The sequence below is a fragment of the Thermostichus vulcanus str. 'Rupite' genome (assembly GCF_022848905.1).
In the GTDB taxonomy this organism is placed as follows: domain Bacteria; phylum Cyanobacteriota; class Cyanobacteriia; order Thermostichales; family Thermostichaceae; genus Thermostichus; species Thermostichus vulcanus_A.
Map to the genome: position 1 here is coordinate 48,921 of NZ_JAFIRA010000007.1, position 19,256 is coordinate 68,176.

Annotated in this window: 18 protein-coding genes; 12 read left to right on the forward strand and 6 right to left on the reverse strand. The window is 56.2% G+C overall.

All coding sequences use genetic code 11. The features are described 5' to 3' along the window. Nucleotides 1-81 precede the first annotated feature (81 nt). Entirely contained in the window at nt 82-777 is a 696-nt protein-coding gene (locus JX360_RS04600; RefSeq protein WP_244349420.1) for a V4R domain-containing protein, read from the forward strand. Nucleotides 778-862: 85 nt separating this feature from the next. Continuing rightward, the gene (aroH, locus tag JX360_RS04605) at nt 863-1,237 is read left to right on the forward strand and encodes a chorismate mutase (protein WP_244349421.1); all 375 of its coding nucleotides are present in this window, start codon (nt 863-865) and stop codon (nt 1,235-1,237) included. An 85-nt stretch (nt 1,238-1,322) separates the two neighbouring features. Here the strand turns inward: aroH and JX360_RS04610 are convergent, their stop codons facing one another. Further along, complete coding sequence (locus JX360_RS04610; protein WP_244349422.1) at nt 1,323-1,724, reverse strand: hypothetical protein; 402 nt, start codon at nt 1,722-1,724, stop codon at nt 1,323-1,325. Between the two features lie 133 nt (nt 1,725-1,857). Here JX360_RS04610 and JX360_RS04615 point away from each other — a divergent pair, with 133 nt between their 5' ends. Next, a complete protein-coding gene (locus JX360_RS04615) occupies nt 1,858-2,724 on the forward strand; it encodes a Ycf66 family protein (protein WP_244349423.1) in 867 nt (288 codons plus the stop codon). A gap of 34 nt (nt 2,725-2,758) precedes the next feature. Here the strand turns inward: JX360_RS04615 and ppc are convergent, their stop codons facing one another. Then, nucleotides 2,759-5,695 (reverse strand): phosphoenolpyruvate carboxylase, encoded by a 2,937-nt coding sequence (ppc, locus tag JX360_RS04620; RefSeq protein WP_244349424.1) that lies wholly within the window; start codon nt 5,693-5,695, stop codon nt 2,759-2,761. Nucleotides 5,696-5,882: 187 nt separating this feature from the next. Here ppc and JX360_RS04625 point away from each other — a divergent pair, with 187 nt between their 5' ends. Genes JX360_RS04625 through JX360_RS04635 form a run of 3 tightly spaced genes read left to right on the forward strand, consistent with a single transcriptional unit; the run spans nt 5,883 to nt 8,094 of the window. Next, nucleotides 5,883-7,118, forward strand: a complete 1,236-nt coding sequence (locus JX360_RS04625) for an amidohydrolase/deacetylase family metallohydrolase (RefSeq protein WP_244349425.1) — start codon at nt 5,883-5,885, stop codon at nt 7,116-7,118. Continuing rightward, nucleotides 7,118-7,825: a ferritin-like domain-containing protein gene (locus JX360_RS04630; RefSeq protein WP_244349426.1), complete on the forward strand. Its 708-nt coding sequence runs from the start codon at nt 7,118-7,120 to the stop codon at nt 7,823-7,825. Before JX360_RS04625 ends, JX360_RS04630 begins: the two co-directional genes overlap by 1 nt. Before the next feature lie 35 nt (nt 7,826-7,860). Further along, nucleotides 7,861-8,094 (forward strand): hypothetical protein, encoded by a 234-nt coding sequence (locus JX360_RS04635; RefSeq protein ID WP_244349427.1) that lies wholly within the window; start codon nt 7,861-7,863, stop codon nt 8,092-8,094. Between the two features lie 69 nt (nt 8,095-8,163). Here the strand turns inward: JX360_RS04635 and JX360_RS04640 are convergent, their stop codons facing one another. Beyond that, nucleotides 8,164-9,003, reverse strand: coding sequence for a SpoIID/LytB domain-containing protein (locus tag JX360_RS04640; RefSeq protein WP_244349428.1), 840 nt, complete (start codon nt 9,001-9,003; stop codon nt 8,164-8,166). Between the two features lie 138 nt (nt 9,004-9,141). Then, nucleotides 9,142-10,473: an MFS transporter gene (locus tag JX360_RS04645; protein WP_244349429.1), complete on the reverse strand. Its 1,332-nt coding sequence runs from the start codon at nt 10,471-10,473 to the stop codon at nt 9,142-9,144. 242 nt (nt 10,474-10,715) lie between these two features. Between JX360_RS04645 and yidD the strand changes: the two genes are divergently transcribed. The 6 genes from yidD (at nt 10,716) to JX360_RS17835 (ending at nt 16,223) form a co-directional block, all read left to right on the forward strand. Then, nucleotides 10,716-10,979 carry a membrane protein insertion efficiency factor YidD gene (gene yidD / locus JX360_RS04650; RefSeq protein WP_244349430.1) on the forward strand — a complete coding sequence of 88 codons (264 nt, stop codon included), beginning with the start codon at nt 10,716-10,718 and terminating at the stop codon, nt 10,977-10,979. 258 nt (nt 10,980-11,237) lie between these two features. Next, on the forward strand, nt 11,238-12,218 hold the full coding sequence (locus JX360_RS04655; protein WP_244349431.1) for a hypothetical protein: 981 nt from the start codon (nt 11,238-11,240) through the stop codon (nt 12,216-12,218). Nucleotides 12,219-12,304: 86 nt separating this feature from the next. After that, nucleotides 12,305-12,595: a DUF7219 family protein gene (locus JX360_RS04660; protein WP_244349475.1), complete on the forward strand. Its 291-nt coding sequence runs from the start codon at nt 12,305-12,307 to the stop codon at nt 12,593-12,595. A 95-nt stretch (nt 12,596-12,690) separates the two neighbouring features. After that, the gene (locus tag JX360_RS04665; protein ID WP_244349432.1) at nt 12,691-14,418 is read left to right on the forward strand and encodes an ABC transporter permease; all 1,728 of its coding nucleotides are present in this window, start codon (nt 12,691-12,693) and stop codon (nt 14,416-14,418) included. Nucleotides 14,419-14,446: 28 nt separating this feature from the next. Then, entirely contained in the window at nt 14,447-15,823 is a 1,377-nt protein-coding gene (locus JX360_RS04670) for an ABC transporter ATP-binding protein (protein WP_244349433.1), read from the forward strand. Between the two features lie 70 nt (nt 15,824-15,893). After that, entirely contained in the window at nt 15,894-16,223 is a 330-nt protein-coding gene (locus tag JX360_RS17835; protein ID WP_425244358.1) for a zinc ribbon domain-containing protein, read from the forward strand. A 33-nt stretch (nt 16,224-16,256) separates the two neighbouring features. Here JX360_RS17835 and JX360_RS04680 read toward each other — a convergent pair whose 3' ends face one another. Beyond that, nucleotides 16,257-17,807 carry an NAD(P)/FAD-dependent oxidoreductase gene (locus tag JX360_RS04680; protein WP_244349435.1) on the reverse strand — a complete coding sequence of 517 codons (1,551 nt, stop codon included), beginning with the start codon at nt 17,805-17,807 and terminating at the stop codon, nt 16,257-16,259. Between the two features lie 43 nt (nt 17,808-17,850). Continuing rightward, entirely contained in the window at nt 17,851-19,197 is a 1,347-nt protein-coding gene (locus JX360_RS04685) for a four-carbon acid sugar kinase family protein (RefSeq protein WP_244349436.1), read from the reverse strand. Between the last annotated feature and the right edge of the window lie 59 nt (nt 19,198-19,256).

Genomic DNA, 19,256 nt, shown 5'->3' on the forward strand with positions numbered 1-19,256 from the left:
CCTTGGTCACTTTTTTGGAGTTTTCATTGCTCTCCCCATCCCTCCTGCAACACAGTCAACCACAACTCACAAAGGATCCCTATGGTCACCACTGCCTCCAGCCCCAATGGCTCGGCCAGCTTCGATCCCTACACCTCAGTTTTGGCCAATTACTACACCCCCAGTGCCTATCTACAAAGTGATTTGGAATCGGGCCTGCTGGAAAGTCGCCGTGGGGACCGTCTTTTGGCCCTTCCGGAAGCGCTGCTGCGGGGGATTTACAGTGGCTTGGAATACGAGACCGGGCAGGCGGCCCGCTTGGTTTTGCGCAACTGTGGTCGGATGTGGGGGAAAGAATTTTTTCGCCGCTTTGCCCAGGAGCTTTCGGAGTACTATCAAAAGCCGCTGGCGGAACTAGAAATGGGTCTGTTTCTACAAAATTTGGGGCAAGCCTGGAAGACCCACGGTTGGGGGTTGATCGAGATCGACTGGACCTACAAAGATCAAGGGGTTTTGGTGGTGTCCATCCGCAACTCTCCCTTCGCCGCTCTCACACCTGCCCATTTCACCCGCCCCATGGGCTTTCTGGAGGCAGGCTTGCTGGGCACTTGGTTTAGCCAGTTGACCGGTCAGGATCTGATCGCTGTGCAGACCACCAGCGAAGCTTTGGGGGCCAAGAGCAATTTGTTTGTCCTCTCCACCGCCACCCGCCTTAAAGATGGGGAAGCCTGGGTGGACTCTGGCCTCAGCCACGATCAAGTCCTAGAAAAGCTGTTGCAACCGACCCCAACCGTGTGATTACTGCTGCGCCTGTCAAAGCAGGATCCTACTCGGTATAATTTTCTGAAAGCCAGACGAACTCAAGCGAACGAGGTTGTGGTCATTGGGGTGGCGTGTCAGAGCAATTCGCGGAGCCATAACCGTTCCCTGCAACAGTGCCGAGGCGATCTGCACAGCAGTGACTGAGCTGCTGGATGCCCTGGAACATCGCAACGCTTTGGATCCAGCCGAGTTGGTCAGCGTTGTGTTTTCTGCCACGCCCGATTTGAATGCTGCTTTTCCAGCCCAATTCGCCCGCCGTCGTCCCGGTTGGGAGTTGGTGCCCCTGCTGGATGTACAGCAGATGGAAGTGATTGGCGCTTTGCCCCGGTGCATTCGGGTGTTGATCCAGTTGAATACGCCCTTGAATCAGACAGATATGCAGCATGTTTACTTGGGAGGGGCACGGGAACTGAGACCGGATCTCAGCCCAGTTTGATGGGCCAGTTTGGTCTGCTGGCGTTGTAAGGGATTAAGCTTTGTTCACTTTGTCCTAAAGGCAGGGATCCTAACCCAAATCCTGCTCAGGGGGATTGCCTTTGTCGTAGGTTGATTTCCCATTGCTCCAATTGATCTTGACGGGCAGCTACCTCCGCTTCTCGCCGACTCAGTTCCTGGCTTTGCCGGGTTAAGGATTGCCGCCAGCTTTCAATTTCAGACAAATCCATCAGGCTGCCCGCCTGGGATAAGCTATGGAGCATTTCCACCAGTTTCATGGCTGCTTCTTCCACCCGCTGCACCCGGCGCTCTTCGGAGACTTCCACCAGAAGCAACACCCCAACGTTGTAAGCGCTAGCCTCACTAGAGGTGACTGTTTCCGGCTTGCGAACGGCCGACCAAATCCGATCCGGAGTCTGGTATGCCAACAATTGCAGCTCTGCTTGGCCGAACAGCCCTTTCTTGTACACCCGTGCTAAATACAGCATGAAGATGATGGGAGAGGCAGTGTGATTTTAGCACCGATCTTTTCGGTTCAAGGGATCCCGCCGCTGCGCCTTGGCCTAATCCTCAGGTATTGCCCCTGTTACAGAGGGGATCAGTGTTAGGATCGGCGTTGAAATGGGTAATGACCAACTCTCTCCCATTTTCATCGTTGTAGGGATCCCTGGCATGTTTCTCACCCAAAGCCCCTATTTCTTGATGGCAGCGCTAGTGGCTATTGCCAGTGGAGCCATCTTTGCAGTTCGGTTCATCAAGCGAGAAGCTTCCGCTGAGTACGATGTCATTTTCGCCACGATGGGCCTGATTTATTCTGTCTGCCTGTTGTTGGAAGGGCAACGCCTGATTCCGTTGCTGTTTTTTGCCCAAGTGCTATTGGCGGTAATGGCCGGTTGGTTTGCAATAGAAACCTTCCGCTTGCGCATTCTCCTGAGCGAAAAAGCACGGCAAGTGGGGGGGGCTCGTCCGACAGTCCGTCGGCAAGGCTTTACCCGTACCTACCAACCGGATGGTTATGGGCAGGGGCGCACCGTCAGCACCCGTGCCGGGGGATCCCGTATCCGCGATACCTCCTCCTATGGCCGTTCTATTGCCAGGCGGACTGAAGACTCTGGCCCCGGATCTGGCCGTCGCCCTAGGCCGCAATTGACCAGCGATACCCGGGTGCGTCCCCGCCGTCGCCCGGAAGTGGATGAGTATTACGACGAACCGGAACCTCGTTCTCGCCAAAGCTCTGACTATGACGAGCCGGCTCCTCCTCCTCCAGAAACCCGCCGCCCCCGCGGTCCTGCTGCCGGGGAATATCCAGAGGATGTGCAAGAAGAGCGGGGTGCAGGTACAGCCACCCGTCGTCGCCCGCCGCGCCTGCCTCAAGAGGAAGATTATGCAGACGAGACACCGCCCCGTGCCCCCCGCCGAGTGGTTGAGGTGGAGTCAGTGGAGGTAGAAGAAGTAGAACCCGACGAGTACGAGGATGATTTGCTGTAACGGGGGTGAAGATCCCGCTGGACTAGCTCCTAGCTCAGCCCGTGTTGCGCATCCCGGCGGCAATGCCGTTGATGGTGAGCATCGCCCCCCGCAAGAGTTCAGCTCGGCTGTAGCGAGTCCTCCCGGTTCGGGATCCCTGGTTTTCTCGTAGGCGCTTCAAAAGGGAGACCTGAATAAAGCCCAGAGGCACGATCGAGCGGTTGCGTAGCTGCACCGAACGCTTTAAGTAGGGGTCATTTTCCAACAGCTCACGATGCCCCGTAATTTGCAGCACCATCTCTCGGGTGCGGTACATCTCTTGGGCAATACACTCAAACAGCTCCATGGCCCGCTCTAGGCGCTCCGGGGAGCTCATCTCCCGCACGTAGTGGCGAGCAATTTGCAGATCCACCTTCGAGAGGGTCATCTCCACTTTTGAAATCACCATGCGGAAGAAGGGCCACTCGCGGTAGAGATGCTGGAGGTGCTTGAGGTTGTGATCCCCCTTAGCCACGTATTCCTGTAGGGCGGTGCCCACACCATACCAAGCAGGCAGCAGAAAGCGGCTTTGGGTCCAACTGAAGACCCAGGGGATGGCCCGCAGGGATCCAATATCTTTTTTGCTGCCACTGCGGCGAGCCGGACGGGAACTGATTTGCAACTGACTGATCTCTTCAATCGGGGTAACCTCGTGGAAAAACTCGACGAAACCCTCCTGCTCGTAAACCAAGCTGCGGTAGACTTGCCGGGAACGATCCGCCAAGGACTCCATCAGGCGCGACCACTCGTGTAAATCATTGGGGTAGGTGCGCAGCAGACTGGCCTGGATCACGGCACTGGTGACGGTTTCTAGGTTAAAGATGGCCAGATCTTGGAGGGAATACTTAGAGGCCAGCACCTCTCCTTGCTCAGTAATTTTGATCCGTCCGCCCACACTGCGCCCCGGCTGGGCCAAGATTGCCTCGTAGGCTGGGCCACCCCCACGACCGACCGATCCGCCCCGGCCATGAAAAATCTGCAGCTTCACCCCGTAGGACTCTGCCACCAGTTGCAGCATCTGTTGGGCTTTGTAGATCTCCCAGTTGCTGCTCAAAAAACCTGAATCTTTGTTGCTATCGGAATACCCCAGCATCACCTCCTGCAGATCCCCCTGCTGGCTCAGATACTGCCGATAAAACGGGATCTCCAACAACCCCTTCAGGACTTCCGGGGCCCGCTTTAGGTCTTCTACGGTTTCAAACAACGGCACCACCGCCAGGGATCCCTTGCCGCTGATCGGGTCGTAGAGACCGACTTCTTTGGCCATGAGCAGCACCTCCAACAGGTCACTGAGCTGGCGGCTCATGCTGATGACGTAGGTTTGACAGATGGCCAGGCCAAATTCCTGTTGGAGGCGACGAAGGGTACGAAAGGTAGCAACTAACTCTGTAGTTTTCTCAGAAAAAGGAGTATCCAGAGGCAAGAGGGGTCGCCGCGTTTGCAACTCCTGAAGCAAGAAAGCCGTTTTTTCCTCTTCGGTCATGTCGCTGTAGGGGCGGGGCAAAATGCGCAAATACTCAAAGATTTCGGTTAGGGCTGCCTCGTGGTAGCTACTGTCTTGGCGAATATCCAAATGGGCCAGATGAAAGCCAAACACCTCCACTTGATGGATAAGGTGACTCAGTTGCCGACAGGCCAAACCGCTGCTTTTTAGGCTGGTTTGAATCAATCTCAGATCCGCCAAAAACTCCTTAGCGTTGGCATAGGCATTGGCCAGAGGCGGGGGAGCAGGCAAATGGGCAGAGTCCGCCAGCTGACGGTTGCGTTCGCGGGTCAGTTCCAGCCGCCGTTGAATATAGCTGAGTTTGAGGCGATAGGGTTCCTGACGATATTGCAACGAGAAGGATTCGTACACCTCTGGCAACAGGCGGTGATCCTGCTCTAGGGCATCCAGCAGTTGGCTATCCACATCCCCCCAGTGCAGGGAGATGCTCAGGGTTTTGGTTAGAGATTTGACGGATTCGATGTACTTGCCCAGGATCAGATTGCGTTGATAACGAGCCGTTTGCCAGGTGACGTCCGCCGTCACAGAAGGGTTACCATCGCGATCGGATCCCACCCAAGAGCCGAAGTTGCAGAAACTGGCCGCTGGGGGTTCTAGGTGAGGAAAAGAATTTTTCAGGCTGCGGCTGAGGTACTCATGCAGAAGAGGGATGGCTTGAAACAGTACTTCTTCAAAGTAGTGCAGGGTGTAGTCTACCTCGTTGAGGACGGTCGGTTTGGCCTGGTGCAGTTCGTCGGTGCGCCACCAGAGCAAGACTTCTTCTGCCAGCTGTTCTTTCAGAATGGAAGCCTGCAGGGGAGAAGACTGCTCAGCCCAGTCCAGTTGGCTAAGCAGACGGGAGAAGGCCCGCTGCTTTTCACGAATGGTATGGCGGACAATCTCGGTGGGATGGGCGGTAAAGACCATGCGAATATGTAGTTGCTCCAGCAATCGACGCAATAGGCCCGGCGGCACCCCCTGAGCCCGCAGATAGGGAAATAATCGCTCAAACTTTTCGTTTTCTCGCACGGTTCGTTGCTGGCTATCCACCATGCGCATGTCGGAGGCTTCGGCTCGTTCGTAGTGCTGCTCCACAATGTTGATCAACTGGAAAAACAGAGCAAAGGCACGGGCAGTTTGAATAGCAGCATCGAGACTGAGATACTCAACAATCTGGAGCACCTCCGGCACTGGGTATTCCAGAGCTTGTCCTTCGGGGGAACACATGGAGCGCAGCCGTTGCAACAGATCCACCAGCGACTGGCCACACTCCTGGAGCAGCACCGACTCCCACAGTTCTTCCACCAATTGCAGTCGCCGGTTCAGCAGGCTGTTTCCCAGGTGAAGGGCTTCGTTCACCTCAAGCGAATGAGCCAAGGGATCCCGTCCCATCCGCAGGGAGGTCTCCTCCAGCCCGTTGGCAGAACCGACAGTCCACTCTGCAGCAGTCAGGCGCGGAGAAGAGGTCATGAAGGCAGCTCCTGGAACAACCATCCCAATATTAGAGCCTGTTCGCCGGAATAGTAGATGTAGCAGGCATCACGCTTGGATTTGAGGCTGGAGGAGGATGAGTTTTGTAGCCGAGTCTACAAATTGCAAGAAAAAAGTGCTTTACCTTAAGAAAATGTAAGACCCGTGGTTGTTTTGGGTGAGTTCAGTGACTGCAACTCTCTTTATCAATGCACATTTATTCGATCCTGCGCAGGGGTTGGATGAACTGGGTCAAGTACGGGTTGAGGAGGGCAAGATTGCTGCGATTGGCCCCCAGTTGCCTGTGGAGGGAGCGGATGTGGTGGATTTGAGGGGGCAGCTGCTCACCCCTGGTTGGATCGATATTCATACCCATGTTTTTACGGCGGTGGGGGATTTCTGTCTGCCTGCCGATGAGGTGGGGATCCAGTCTGGTGTCACCACGGTGGTGGATGCGGGGACTTCTGGCACTCTTACCTTCCCTGCCTTTCGAGAAACGGCGGCCCAAACTGCTCAAACGCGGGTCTACGCCCTCATCGATCCCTCGCTGCTCTACATTGCCACTTCTGATTTCATCGCTCACCGTCTTGGCTTTGCGGTGGATCCGAAAAATCAAGACTTGGATCGGGCCCGAGCGGTGATTGAGGCCCATCGGCAGGTGATTGTCGGCTTCAAGGCTCGCCCCACCGTCAAGCTTGGAGAGATAGAATCTCCCACCCTCACTTCTGCCCTCATTCTGGCGGAGGAATATCAGCTACCCATTATGATCCACCTGGGTCGCTTCCCCATGGATGGGGTGTTGGATCCCTCGGATTTGTTGGATCGCCTGCGTCCGGGGGATATTGTCACCCATACCTATCAGCCCCGCTTTGGTCTCTTCGATGCGGAGGGATCCCTGTTGCCAGCAGCACGGCGGGCTTTGGAGCGAGGGGTTCTTCTGGATGTCGGCCACAGTGGCAGCGACTTTTCCTTCAATACGGCCCGCCTAGGTCTGGATCAAGGCATTCGCCCCCATACAATTTCCACCGATCTGAATATTTTCAACACGGAGATCGTGGTGGATTTGGCCACAACAATGAGCAAGTTTTTGGCCCTAGGCATGACCCTGGCGGAGGTGATCCAGGCTGTGACTGCAACAGCGGCGCGAGCGATTCAGAAAAGTGATCAACTGGGATCCCTGCAGGTGGGTCAGGAAGCGGATTTGACCATGGCCGAGTTGGTGGAAGAAGAGGCAGAATTGACGGATGGTCGAGGGGGTACCTTATCGGTCAACCAGATGCTGAAGGTGCGCGGCGTTTGTCGGGCCGGTCAGTTCCGGAAGATTGACCATACTCCCTATGCCCTCCCCCATTCAAAATCCGATTTAGAGATACGCCAGCTGGCCTGGGTCGGTGCAGAACATGTGAACGAGGAGATCCCCTAATGACGGCAACTTTATCTCCAGAGTTATCTCCAGAGAATGTGTCTACGGCCTACACTTGGGCGGCCTTTGTGCAGGAAATTGAGTCGGAAATTGAAGCCCATCGGGATCGCGCCTTCACAGAAGCGCGGGAACAAGCCTTTGCCCCGCCCGAAACGGAGATTAAGCCCTGGCCGAAAGAGCGATTAATCGAGTGGCTCAGCTTTCAGACCTACTACGAATATCAGGCGATTTTGTTCATCAGCAGGTGGCTGCAGGATACGCCAGAAACCGATGCACTGGTGTTGCTTTGCCATCAAATTGAGGACGAAAGCAACCATTTCCGTTGGCTAAACCGCCATTTGGAGGCGATGGGGGCTTCTTTGCAGGATTGGCAGCCGCTCCCGGAGATCAAAGCCTGGGTGGAAACCTTCTATGGATCCCTGCCGGATACCATTTCCCGTTTGGCCGCGCACAACCTAGCCGGAGAATCGGGAGCCTGCCGCAGTTTTGCCAGTATTTTGCCGCATCTGCCGCCCGATTTGCAGAAGACGATGCGCAAAATTATGCCGGATGAGCAGTTTCACCTGAATTTGGGACGACAAATCCTGAGCCGCTATTGCAAAACTGATGAGCAGAAGGCGCGTGCCCGCCATTATGCCTTGCAAGTGGCGGATTTGGAATCGCAGGCAATCACGGCTTTTAACCGCAAGTTGGCAGCTTTGGCCTAGCGACCTAGACTGAGAGTGCAAACGGATCCCTGCCCATGACAAGTTCTGCTGTCCGTCGTCGTCCGCCGGCCCGTCGCCCCGCCTACTGCTATTGCAGCGAAGTGGAACACGCGGAAATTCTCAGCCGCCAGCAACGGGATCCTTTGCCGTTTGAGGAAGCAATGCAGGTTCATTGCCAATCTGGGATCCGCTGTGGCCATTGCCTTTGGCCTTTGGAGCAGTTGTTCCGTCAGCAGGGCTGTTACATGGCCAGCCCCGACACGGAATAGATGGACTAGGTGAATGGGGATGTCGGATAAACCTGTGGGCATGTGAGGATCCCAACCCCTCAGGTTGGCTCACTCCGGCAACCGCCCCAACCTCACCCCTCGATAGTAATAGGCCAAAATTTGTCGGTAATTCCACCCTTGGCGGGCCAATTCCTGTGCGCCCCACTGACTCATGCCAATGCCATGCCCATGCTTGGGATAAGGGCTGACATCCGGCAGGCTCATCAAATAAGGGATCCCGCTCACCCCAACCGTTTGGCCGCCACTACTGGCACTGTACATGGCGTTGACGAACTGCCCTCCGTAGACCATCACCACCCCACGAGTGGCCCAAGTCGCTTCCAGAGCTGCAACCGACCGCTGCGATAGGCCCCGATACACCTGGGAGCGAGTGTCGCTAAACACGTCAAACCAGCCGCGGGAATTGCGGTGATAAAGCACATAACTGCGGGCCGCCACCGCCTGCGCTTTCAGCGCCTCCGGGAGAAACCTAGCCCCCATTTCCGCATCCACCACGCTGGCCACGTAGTCTTCTAGATCTACGTAGTTGATGGCCATGAGCAAGTTATGACCGGTTAGGAGCACCTCGCCGGGGTACCAGTGGCCGTTCACCGCTACCATGCCACCCTCTTCAGGCTTGATAAACAAAACCGGAGAAACCACCCCCTGCAGGCGTACTCCTTGGGGGCTGGGTTGAGCCATAAACCCTTGCATCGGGGGCAGCTCCGCCAGGATCTCTCCCCGGCTATTGGTCAACTGGGCAGGCACAGACACCCCCACTACCAAAGGGGCACGGCTATTGGCCAGTTCCACCCGCACTGTTACCCCGGCCCAAGCCGCCTCTATCCACCCCAGCAGAGCGCCCAAAACCAGGGATCCCGTTAGCCCCACCCATCGCCATGCCTTCATCAGCTGTGCCCAGAGTTGGTTCCAGAGTTATTTTTTGCACATTCCCCAGCTAAGGATAGTGCAAGTTCGGGGAAATGGGCAGCCTGCAGACGGGATCCGGCTCTGAACACAAAATCTGGACAGAAAACTTGTAGAGAGTCAAAGCCGACGGCTGCGAACGGCGGTTGGGGATCCCTCTCGGGAGGGAGCAGAGGGTTCTGGCAGCTTTTCACTGGGCCCTGCCCGACCCTGAGGATCATCAACCACTTCCCTTTGGCTGAACTCATCCGGCCCCAGCCCCAGGGCAAAGCGCAGCGATGCACCCCGCCCGGGATTGGAAAAGGCCAGAAAATAAACCAGAGAGGCCAAAGATAGCAGTGCCGCGTAGCCAAACATGGCCCGATAGCCGGATCCCACCGCGAGGGTGCCCAAAACCGGGCCCGCCAAGCCAATCCCCAGATCAAACCCGCACATCACCAAGCTAAACAAGCGCCCCCGCTCAATCGGGCTAGAGCGATCGGCAACCAAGGCGGAAATGAGCGGGATCAAAGTGCCAAAACCGGATCCCACCACCACACCAGCCAGCAAAAAGGCCCCCATGCTATTGGCCCCCAACAAAATCAGCATGGCTAAGGCATAGGTGGCCAAACTGATGGAAATAAAAGGCCCTCGCCCAAACCGATCCGACGCTCGACCCGCCAACAAGCGCACCCCAAAGCTGGCAAAAGCCACTGCCGTGTAGAACAGGCCAGGGTTCATGGGCACTGCGGTTTCCTGGATCAACAGGGCGACAAACGTGGTTTGGGTGCCAAACGCCAAGCCCACCAAAAACATCACCAGGGTTAGGGAGCGCACCTTTGGACTGCCCAAGAGGCTCCAGAAGGGCAAATCCACCGACAGGGATCCCATCTGTTCAGGACGCTGCTCCCGTACCGCCCGCGTACACACAAACCCCACCAACCCCAACAGTGCAGAGAACAAAAACAGAGGGGAGTAACCGGCAAACTCCTGCAAAAACCCTCCCAAAGCAGGGCCAATCGCTGCCCCAATCGGGTTAACCAGGCTCATGTAGCCTAAGATCTCGCCGCGTTTTTCCTCCGGGGCAAAATCCACCACCAAAGTCACATAGCCGGTGGCAAAAGCAGCAATACTGATACCATGGAAGGCTCGCACCAAGGCAATCAACGGGATCCAATCGGAGAGCCAGTACCCCAGCGGCGCTAACCCCACCACGCCCATGCCGATGAGCAGTACGATCTGCCGACTGCGCCGATCCGCCAAACGCCCCAACCATGAGCGAGAGGCCAACAACCCAATCGAAAAGGCCCCCATCACCAACCCGATCTGCTGAGGGGTACCGCCAGCATCGCTGACATAAAGGGGTAGGGTGGGCAACAGAGAGGATAAACTGGCCCAGAAAAGCAGCCCGGCTATGAACAGAATGCTCAAATTGCGGCGTTGTGCAGGTTGCAGTTGCCGAAATACCCTCACGAAGACTCCTCACCCAGCTTGGATCTTTAGCGTTCAAAGGCTGGTTAGCCGGGATCCCGAAGAAACCCACGCTCCACCGGATCCCTTGGATCCCTAGGCCAAAAATAATTTAGGTGCTAACCTTCTCGATTGTAACCGTATTGTGGAGGAGGGTCATCGGTCGGGATTGACCTTGACAGAGCTATCATGACAGAGCCAAAAGTGCAAAGTTACCCTGTAAGGCAAGCCCTTTTCTCCTATCCATGTCTGAACGGTCGGATCTGTTAACCCGCAGCTTCGCTGCCCTGATTCGGGGCTATCAGGTCGGGATTTCGCCGCTATTTCCTCCCACTTGTCGCTACTCCCCCACCTGCTCTCACTACACCCTAGAAGCCGTGCGGCGCTATGGAGCTTTGCGGGGAGGTTGGCTGGGGATCCGTCGCATTTGTCGCTGTCATCCCTGGCATCCGGGGGGCTACGATCCCGTTCCGGATTTACCGGGATCCCTGTCTGGCCCGCGGGAATAGAGCCCATTGCAGTTGCTATCATCGGCTACAGTGTTGACAACCCCTGGATTCCTGGCTGCTGGCAAGGTGGCGTGAGGTACCTCTGGCACGCTAGCGTGAGCAGAATGGGAGCAGGTGGTTAGGCTGAGTGGTGTGTTGAGCAGGTCTTGGGTAAAGAACAGGCTCATTTATTTGTGGCAGAAAGCACTTTGCACCGCTCTTGCGAATGTTGTTGCCCACCGCTAAGCATTCTCGATTGACTGCAACGGAACCGTCACAATGTCCTCTGATCTGAGACCCCCTTTTCGTCCTGTGCGGCCCCCCAAACCCAGCTCAGCCAGTGGGAAGGTGTCGTCGCAACAGACCGACAGGAACCTTGCAGGGCTAAACCCCCCAGAGGAACCTCAACACTCTTCAGAGCCCGCTGCTCCTGCTCAGCCCAGTAGCCCAGCCTCTGCAGCAGCAATCAAAGCAGCACAGTCAGAAGACTTAGAAACAGAACGAACCTATCTGGAGCCGATCCCTCCGCCTGGGGAAGAAATGCAATATCGGGCCATTGGCCTGATCGAAGGGCAGTATATCCCCTCCCCCCAGCAATTTACCCGTGGGGTTTTGCGCACACCAGATGGCTTGGATTTGGATGCCGTGTTGTTGGGCCGGGTGATGAGCCTGGTGCGCAAGCATTTGCGGCCAGAGCGCAATTACTTGTGGGTGGTTTATCCTCGCACCCGTGAGAAAACGGAGGATCTGCATGTACAGTTAATGGGAGTCTGGGCACCCGAAGAAATGGGTCAGCCGCTACCCCAGGGATCCCGTTCTCCTGTTGTACCCGATTGGTTTTCCATCCGCGGCGAGGTGGTGTTTCAATCCCAAGAAAAGGGGTTTATCATTGTCAAGATTCGTCAGTCTGGGAAAAAAGCTTCCTCCAACCGGAACGAGGCTGCCCTGGCCAGCAGCAAACCTCAAGCCTTCAAACTGCGCCTCATGGGATCCTTACCCAGCAAAGGGGTAGGAACTTTCTGGGACTTACAGGTGCGCCGTCAGGGATCCCTACTCTATGTGGAAGCGGGTACCCCGATTGGCCCTGTGATCAAAACGCCCCCACGCCCCCGCCTGAAACGCTCACGCTCAACCCCGCGCCCCCAAATTAAGAAAGCCCTCAGTAAACCCGCCAGCAGTGGGGAGTCCATTCCAGAGCAGTTTTATTCCCCACGGGATCCCGCCAAGGTTCCCAAGCCGATTAAGAAAAAACGCCCATAAGTCCTGAACATTGATTGATTGATAAATAAAGGATAAAGTTCTTCCCTTTGCTCAGTAAAAGAAAATCCACTTACCCCCTCTTCGCCGTGCCGGAACCCACTCCTCCCCCAAAAGATCCCAGGAAAGATGAGTTTCTCTCTCCCCGCTATCCCTACTGGGGCGAGGTGAAACCCCAGAATTTGATTTTTGATGCCAATTTACAGGAATTCAGCAATAAAGTGGCCCTGATTTGTAGCTTGGAAACTGGCGGAAAACTGAAGCCTGAGGAAGCTTATCGACAAATTAAAGAGCTGTGGAAACAACTCAAAGAAACCAAGAAAGCCATTTTGGATGACCCCCAGTGGCAGGAGCCACCGCCAGACTTACCGGAAGACTAGCCAGCGGGTAGCCCACCGAGGGGCAAGCGACCCTGGTGCAGAGCGGCCAAAAGAGCAGATAATAACGCCTGGGTAGTGCCGAGTCGGTGCATGGCATGCAAACCTTTCCCTCCCCTGAAGCGTTACGGCGGCTGCCGGCTGGGGTTGCCGATGTGGCGATTGTCTTCGGCACCTTGGTGCTGCTGGCATTGATTGCCCAGGTGGGGACAGGGGCTTTTGTGCGCTTTCAACCCCCCGCCGTGGTGCCTCAGATCGACTTGGATCCGCGCAACCTGCCTTACTATGCGGCGCGTTCCACCTTGCGCATGTTCATTGCCCTCGGGTTTTCCACAGCTTTTACCTTGGTCTACGGCTACATTGCCTCAAAAAGCCGTTGGGCTGAACGGATCATGATTCCGCTGCTGGATATTCTGCAGTCGGTGCCGGTTTTGGGTTTTTTATCGATCACGGTTACGGGATTTATTGCCTTGTTTCCAGGCAGTTTGCTGGGGTTGGAGGCGGCTTCTATCTTTGCCATCTTTACCAGCCAAGTCTGGAACATGACTTTTTCCTTTTATCAATCTCTACGCACCATTCCCCAAGAATTATCGGAAGCCACCACCCTCTATCGCTTATCTGCTTGGCAGCGGTTTACCCAATTGGAGGTTCCCTCAGCCATGGTCGGCCTGCTCTGGAACGCCATGATGAGTTTTGGGGGCGGGTGGTTTTTTGTGGCGGCCAGCGAAGCCATTAGTGTGCTCAATCAAGACTACACACTGCCGGGGATTGGCTCCTATGTGGAGGCGGCTATTCGAGCGGAGGATCTGCCGAAACTGGGTTGGGCTTTGTTGACCATTGCTCTGGTGATTGTGCTGGTGGATCAACTGTTTTGGCGACCTTTGATTGTTTGGTCGGATAAGTTTCGCTTGGAGCAGAGCGCCGGGATGTCTGTCCCGGAATCTTGGCTTTACGATCTGTTGACCACGGCTCGGATTCCGCGACTGCTCAATAGCTGGCTCACCCCAACCCGCGAGCTGCTGGATCGGTTGTTGTCGGCCCTGACTCGTCCGCAGGGGGTGCCCCTCAGGGATCCAGAACGGCAGCAGCGCCAGGATCGGCTGTTGACCCAGATCCTGTTGGTAGTGATTGGAGCGATTTTGGTTTGGATCCTGAACTTCATCACCACTACTGTGGGTTGGGGAGAGGTTCTGCTCACGTTTGGCCTCGGGATCCTTACCCTGCTGCGGGTGGCGTTGCTTTTGGTTTTGGCCACTGTGGTTTGGACACCGATTGGAGTGGCGATTGGATTCAATCCACAACTGGCGAGATTACTCCAGCCAGTAGTGCAGTTTCTGGCGGCTTTCCCGGCCAACTTTATCTTTCCTTTTGCCACATTATTTTTTATTCGGGCCCACATCAGCATTGAATGGGGCAGCATTGTGCTGATGTCTTTGGGAGCGCAGTGGTACATTCTCTTCAATTCCATTGCAGGTGCTCAGAGCATCCCTACGGATTTGCGAGAAATGGCAGTGGATGTGGGGTTGCGGGGTTGGCAGCGCTGGCGCCAGTTGATTATCCCTGGGATCTTTTCTGCTTGGGTCACTGGGGGGGTCACCGCCAGTGGTGGCGCCTGGAACGCCAGTATTGTCTCGGAAATCGTAACCTGGGGATCCACCACCCTCACTGCCACTGGACTAGGTTCCTATATCGCAGAAGCCACTGCGGTGGGAGACTGGCCCCGCATCACCTTGGGGATTGGCATGATGAGTTTGTTTGTGGTGGGATTCAATCGATTGTTGTGGCGGCGGCTCTATCAATTGGCGGAAGAAAAATATCACCTCTAGAGAACTTTGGGTAGAAGGAAAGTGCTGTATGCATCTCAACTCGGTTCGTCCATTAATTCAGGTCGAGGATGTCCACAAGCGGTTTCCGCTACCGGAAGGCAAAGGTGAGTTTACCGTATTAAGTCAAATCAGCCTCGAGGTGAGAAGCGGGGAAGTCCTGGCGCTGTTGGGCCGCAGTGGCAGTGGCAAAAGCACCCTACTGCGCATCATGGCGGGGTTAATCCCCCCCAGTCAGGGGCAAGTGTTCAGCAGCGGTAAGCTCCTGCGTGGGGCCAACCCGGATGTGGCCATGGTGTTTCAAAGTTTTGCCCTGCTGCCCTGGTTGACGGTGCAAGAAAATGTGGAGTTGGGATTGCAAGCCCAAGGGATCCCACGGGAGGTGCGACGGCAGCGGGCCCTGAAGGCGATCGACCTGGTGGGGTTGGATGGATTTGAAAGTGCTTATCCCAAGGAACTCTCCGGCGGCATGAAACAACGGGTGGGCTTTGCCCGCGCCTTTGTGTTGGAGCCGAAGGTGTTGTTTATGGATGAACCCTTCAGTGCTTTGGATGTCCTGACTGCCGAAAACCTGCGCGGAGAAATTGACGATCTTTGGAATGCCCAATCCTTCCCTTCCCAGAGCATTTTGATCGTCACCCACAACATCGAGGAGGCGGTTTTTCTGGCGGATCGGGTGGTGATTTTGGGGGCCAATCCAGGACGGGTGCGCGGAGAAGTCAAAATTGACCTACCCCGGCCCCATGACCGGGCGGATCCCCGCTTTAAGTCTCTGGTAGAGTACATCTACACGATCATGACCAATCCCGAGATCGAGGTGACGGGAGAAGTGGCGGTGCCAGCTCCCGTGGCCGCTGCTCAGAAGATCCTCTCGCCCTACGCTCGTCCGCTGCCCTATGCGCGGGTGGGGGGGATCAGTGGCCTTTTGGAACTGGTTGTGGAGCAGCCGGAAGGGAGGGTGGATATTGCCGCTCTAGCGGAACGGATCCGGCTGGCGGTGGACGATCTGCTACCGATTTTGGATGCAGCAGTCTTGCTGGGGTTTGCCCAGATCTCTGAAGGGGAAGTTCACCTCACAGACATTGGCCGAGACTTTGCCACCACCACCATTCTGCGCAGCAAAGACCTCTTCCGGCAGCAGCTGTTGGAGCGGGTGCCGGTGTTCAAGAGTATTCTGCAAACCCTTGAAGAGAAACGCAGCCGCTCGATGCGGGGAGAGTTTTTTTTGGATTTGTGGGATGAGCATTTTCCCCATGCAGAGGCGGAACGTCAGTTTGCCACTGCCATTGACTGGGGCCGCTACGCGGAGTTGTTTGAATACGATGCTTTTGAAGAACGGCTGTATCTGCCGGAGCCAGCCGATACTGCCGCGGCTGCCGTCGCCAGCGCTGCCGAAACAGAGTATTAGCCAGCAAAGAAGAGGAAGAAGAACTTCATGAATTTGAAGATCGTCATCAGAAACGAAACCATTTCTGCGTATCCTCGAAGCAGTGGCGGTCAAACGCGGCAAGAGAGTATTAGCAGAAAATCCCAACGGTACCAGCCAGGCATGTTCGGGATGTGGTGAACAAGTGCAGAAGACGCTGACAGACCGGGTTCAAAGTGCTCCGCACCGCTGGCGCGACCACTGCCCTCATTGTGGGTTGGAGATGGATCGAGACTGGAACGCGGCACGGAACCTTTTGCATCGGGCACAACGGACGCTGGGACAGGCGTTTGCTGGCTGTGGAGGATCCTTGGGTACGAGTCCTGTGAAGCAGCAACTCTCATTTGTGAATTTGAGAGGCCCCCGCTACAGCGCAGCTTAGCGGCGGGAGTTGTCACCTCCCTGTGATCTCCCTTTATGGATGGCGATCTCGGCCCGCTCCGTATTGCCAAGCCTGGTGGCGACGTTGCCGGAAATAATCGGCGGATTTCTCGCCTTCCTCCTGACTCTGAACTGAAGCCAGGCGATCCAATAGGCTGTATAGACCCAAAGCGCTAAAATGCCCCACCCACTGGGTCAGTTCTAGCGGCCCGATTTGGCCCAGCAGTTGGGCCACTAGCCAGGGATCCCGGCTCATTACCCCCCACAAGGCTTGCGCCAATCCGCCAAACTGCACCACATCCTGCAAAAAGGGCTTAATCACCTGTGGGCCAGCGGCGAACATGGCCCCAAACACGGTACTCAACAGGCGGTTAATGCTGTTTGGATCCCAATGCTTTACCTTGAGGGGTGGGATCATCGCCTTTTGAAACAACCAAGTAACCGCCAGGTTGGGTTGGTAGGGTTGCAGCAGAGCGAGAGCCGTTTGATCCAGCTCCTGTTGACTCAGGGCCTCATGGATCCCTTGTTGCAGGCGGTGCAAATGGCGCAGCATCGCCCCAAACCCGCCAAAACTGAGAGGTGACTGGCTGCCGCTGCTATCCCCGACTGCCAAGAGGCGATCCCAGGGCATTTGTAAAGGGCTGCGGCGATAGGCCGGAAAAACCCCACATAGCTTGCGTACCCAGGTGATCTCCGCCAAGTCCACCCCCTGATAGGTGGGCAGATGGTGCAAATAGTCTTGCCAGAGGGTCGCAAGGCTGGGGCGACCCGGATCCAAATCGCAGTAGGTAAACAGGTAGGTGGTGCGGCCATCGCGGGCGGGGAAGGCTTCCCAAAAGGGGTGATAGCTGGGTTGCGTCGGAGAGAAGCTGTAGAATACATCCCCATAGTCCAGGTGCGGCAACCCCTGGGCGCAGGATCCCACCACCAAACAGACGCTATCCGGCGGTTGTCCCCCGCGGGCTTGTGCCACCACCGGCGAACGGTGTCCCATGGCATCCAGCAGCAGTTGGGCTCCCACAGTGGCCGCGGTAGTTTGCACTTGGATCCCATCCGGGTGAACGGTTGCCCCCACAAAAGCCTGCTGCTCCAGCAACTGCCCCCCCCATTCCAGAAAATGGTTCTTCAAGCATTCCAGCAGACCGACCGGATCCACCCCCACATTCAGCACCTCCTCCACCCACCACTGCGGCCCATCCCCAAAGCCAATGCGCCCTGCGGAATAGTGAGTCACCTTGACCTGTTCCAGTTCTGCGGGGGTCAGCAGTTCCAGCTCCAACAAAACCTGCAATTCCTGCCCGGAAATGTTCCATTCCTGCTCTCGGCCCCGCAGGATGCCGCGCTCGATTAGGATCACCCGCCAACCCCGCTTCGCCAAAGCTGCCCCCAACAGGATCCCCAGAGTACCTCCGGCAATCACCACATCGGCCTTCACGGCTCCCAATTTTTCGGAACGGGTTTGCACCACCGGTTGGGGAGGTTTTGGGGATCCCCCCTGTTGCTGGCGCAGGGATCCCCACCAGCGATCCCAGTCGGGCAGAGCTTCTGGAGGAGTAACGAGTTCAGGAGTAAGCAGTTCGGCCATTAGATAGAGGAAGGAGGAGTGGTGAAGAAAGCCCTTCTTTAGCCTAAACCAGCTCAACCCGCCCTCGGCCCGACAAACGGCGATAGACCACAGCCAGTGTATCCGCCTCACCCACATTACCCGGAAACAACACCACCGGCAAATGGGGAAAGCGGGGATGATCCGCCGGTGTAATCACCATCGAGACTCCTGGATGGATCTGCCCCAACAAGCGCACCGCCGACAGGTTCAAACCCACACTGAGGGTGTCATTGGAAGTAATGCCCCCTTTGCTGATCAGGTAGCCAATCCCAGCAGGCAAGCCCTGCACCACCTGCATCAGTAACCTGGAAACCTTTTGCCCAAAAGCCAAGCGGGTTTCTATGGCCGAAGCCCCCTCCCCATCAAAAGTCAGCTCCTCCCGGCTGGTATAAACCACAGGGGTTTGCCCTGACTCATAAGCAGCCTGCACCTGGGTTAGGATCCCCTGGAGCAAATCCTCCTCTGCCCCCGGCTGCAACAATAACCGCACTGCCACCTCAATGCCCTGGATCCCAGGCTCTTGCAACAATTGCGCCAGTTGCTGGCTGGATTTCTGCACATGGGATCCAACAATCACCACCCCTGGCTGCTTGGACCGGACAAACTGCCCCATCTGTTCGGGGGCAACCGGTTGTGGGGGCAACTGGGCCAAAGCGGTCAACAGGCTGGCGGCGCTGCGAAACAAGAAGCGCTTGCCTTGAGAGGCCGCCGCCAAGACATCCTTGGCAAAGCGATCCAGATCCGCCTGGGTTTCCCCATCCACCACGCAGCAGACATTCCCTTGCAACGCCAAGAGTTTCTGCAAACAGCCGGAACGAATCTGCTCTAGGGTAAACCGTTCCACCTGTGCAGCTGGAATACGGCCTTGGGTTTTCTCCTCCACATAATCCGGCAAATAGCTGTGGTGGTAGGCAAAAACGGAATCACGGGCAAACTCAGTCTCATGAACTGGCACCCATTCCTCACCTACCCGTAGGTAATGAACGCTCGCGCGCGTGATCCGGCCCCCCTCAAAAAAGGCCGGCACCAAAAAGTGGGCATCAAAAGGCCCCAATTCCGCCGCTATCACATCGGTTTCTAGGGGGTAATGTCCGCGTAAGGTCGAGTCGGAACGGCTGACAACAATTGCCTCCGAAAGCCCCACTTCCGCCATCCCCTTTTTCAAGGCTTGGCAAACGGAGCGGGTTACCTGAGCTGCCTTTGCCGATGGCAGGGCCCGGGTATTGGTGAGGATAAAACGAATGGGGGAGTTATCCTGCAAGCCCAGTTTCAAGGTGTCCGCATCCCAGCGGGTGAGGAGCAAGCAACTGTGAACGGTTTGGGATCCCGTTGGGTCATCATCCAACACAACGATTGGGGGAAAGGTCATAAGATAGGCTGGAGCAACAACAGAGAAGAAGAGAGTGAAAAGATCAGCAAAAAAGCCAC

Excerpts from the sequence above, each read along its gene's own strand:
- JX360_RS04680 (WP_244349435.1), bottom strand. The coding sequence starts at position 17,807 with ATGGCCGAACTGCTTACTCCTGAACTCGTTACTCCTCCAGAAGCTCTG.
- JX360_RS04610 (WP_244349422.1), bottom strand. The coding sequence starts at position 1,724 with ATGCTGTATTTAGCACGGGTGTACAAGAAAGGGCTGTTCGGCCAAGCA.
- JX360_RS04655 (WP_244349431.1), top strand. The coding sequence starts at position 11,238 with ATGTCCTCTGATCTGAGACCCCCTTTTCGTCCTGTGCGGCCCCCCAAA.
- JX360_RS04670 (WP_244349433.1), top strand. The coding sequence starts at position 14,447 with ATGCATCTCAACTCGGTTCGTCCATTAATTCAGGTCGAGGATGTCCAC.
- ppc (WP_244349424.1), bottom strand. The coding sequence starts at position 5,695 with ATGACCTCTTCTCCGCGCCTGACTGCTGCAGAGTGGACTGTCGGTTCT.
- JX360_RS04640 (WP_244349428.1), bottom strand. The coding sequence starts at position 9,003 with ATGAAGGCATGGCGATGGGTGGGGCTAACGGGATCCCTGGTTTTGGGC.
- JX360_RS04685 (WP_244349436.1), bottom strand. The coding sequence starts at position 19,197 with ATGACCTTTCCCCCAATCGTTGTGTTGGATGATGACCCAACGGGATCC.
- JX360_RS04600 (WP_244349420.1), top strand. The coding sequence starts at position 82 with ATGGTCACCACTGCCTCCAGCCCCAATGGCTCGGCCAGCTTCGATCCC.
- JX360_RS04665 (WP_244349432.1), top strand. The coding sequence starts at position 12,691 with ATGCAAACCTTTCCCTCCCCTGAAGCGTTACGGCGGCTGCCGGCTGGG.
- yidD (WP_244349430.1), top strand. The coding sequence starts at position 10,716 with ATGTCTGAACGGTCGGATCTGTTAACCCGCAGCTTCGCTGCCCTGATT.
- JX360_RS04635 (WP_244349427.1), top strand. The coding sequence starts at position 7,861 with ATGACAAGTTCTGCTGTCCGTCGTCGTCCGCCGGCCCGTCGCCCCGCC.
- JX360_RS04615 (WP_244349423.1), top strand. The coding sequence starts at position 1,858 with ATGGGTAATGACCAACTCTCTCCCATTTTCATCGTTGTAGGGATCCCT.
- JX360_RS04630 (WP_244349426.1), top strand. The coding sequence starts at position 7,118 with ATGACGGCAACTTTATCTCCAGAGTTATCTCCAGAGAATGTGTCTACG.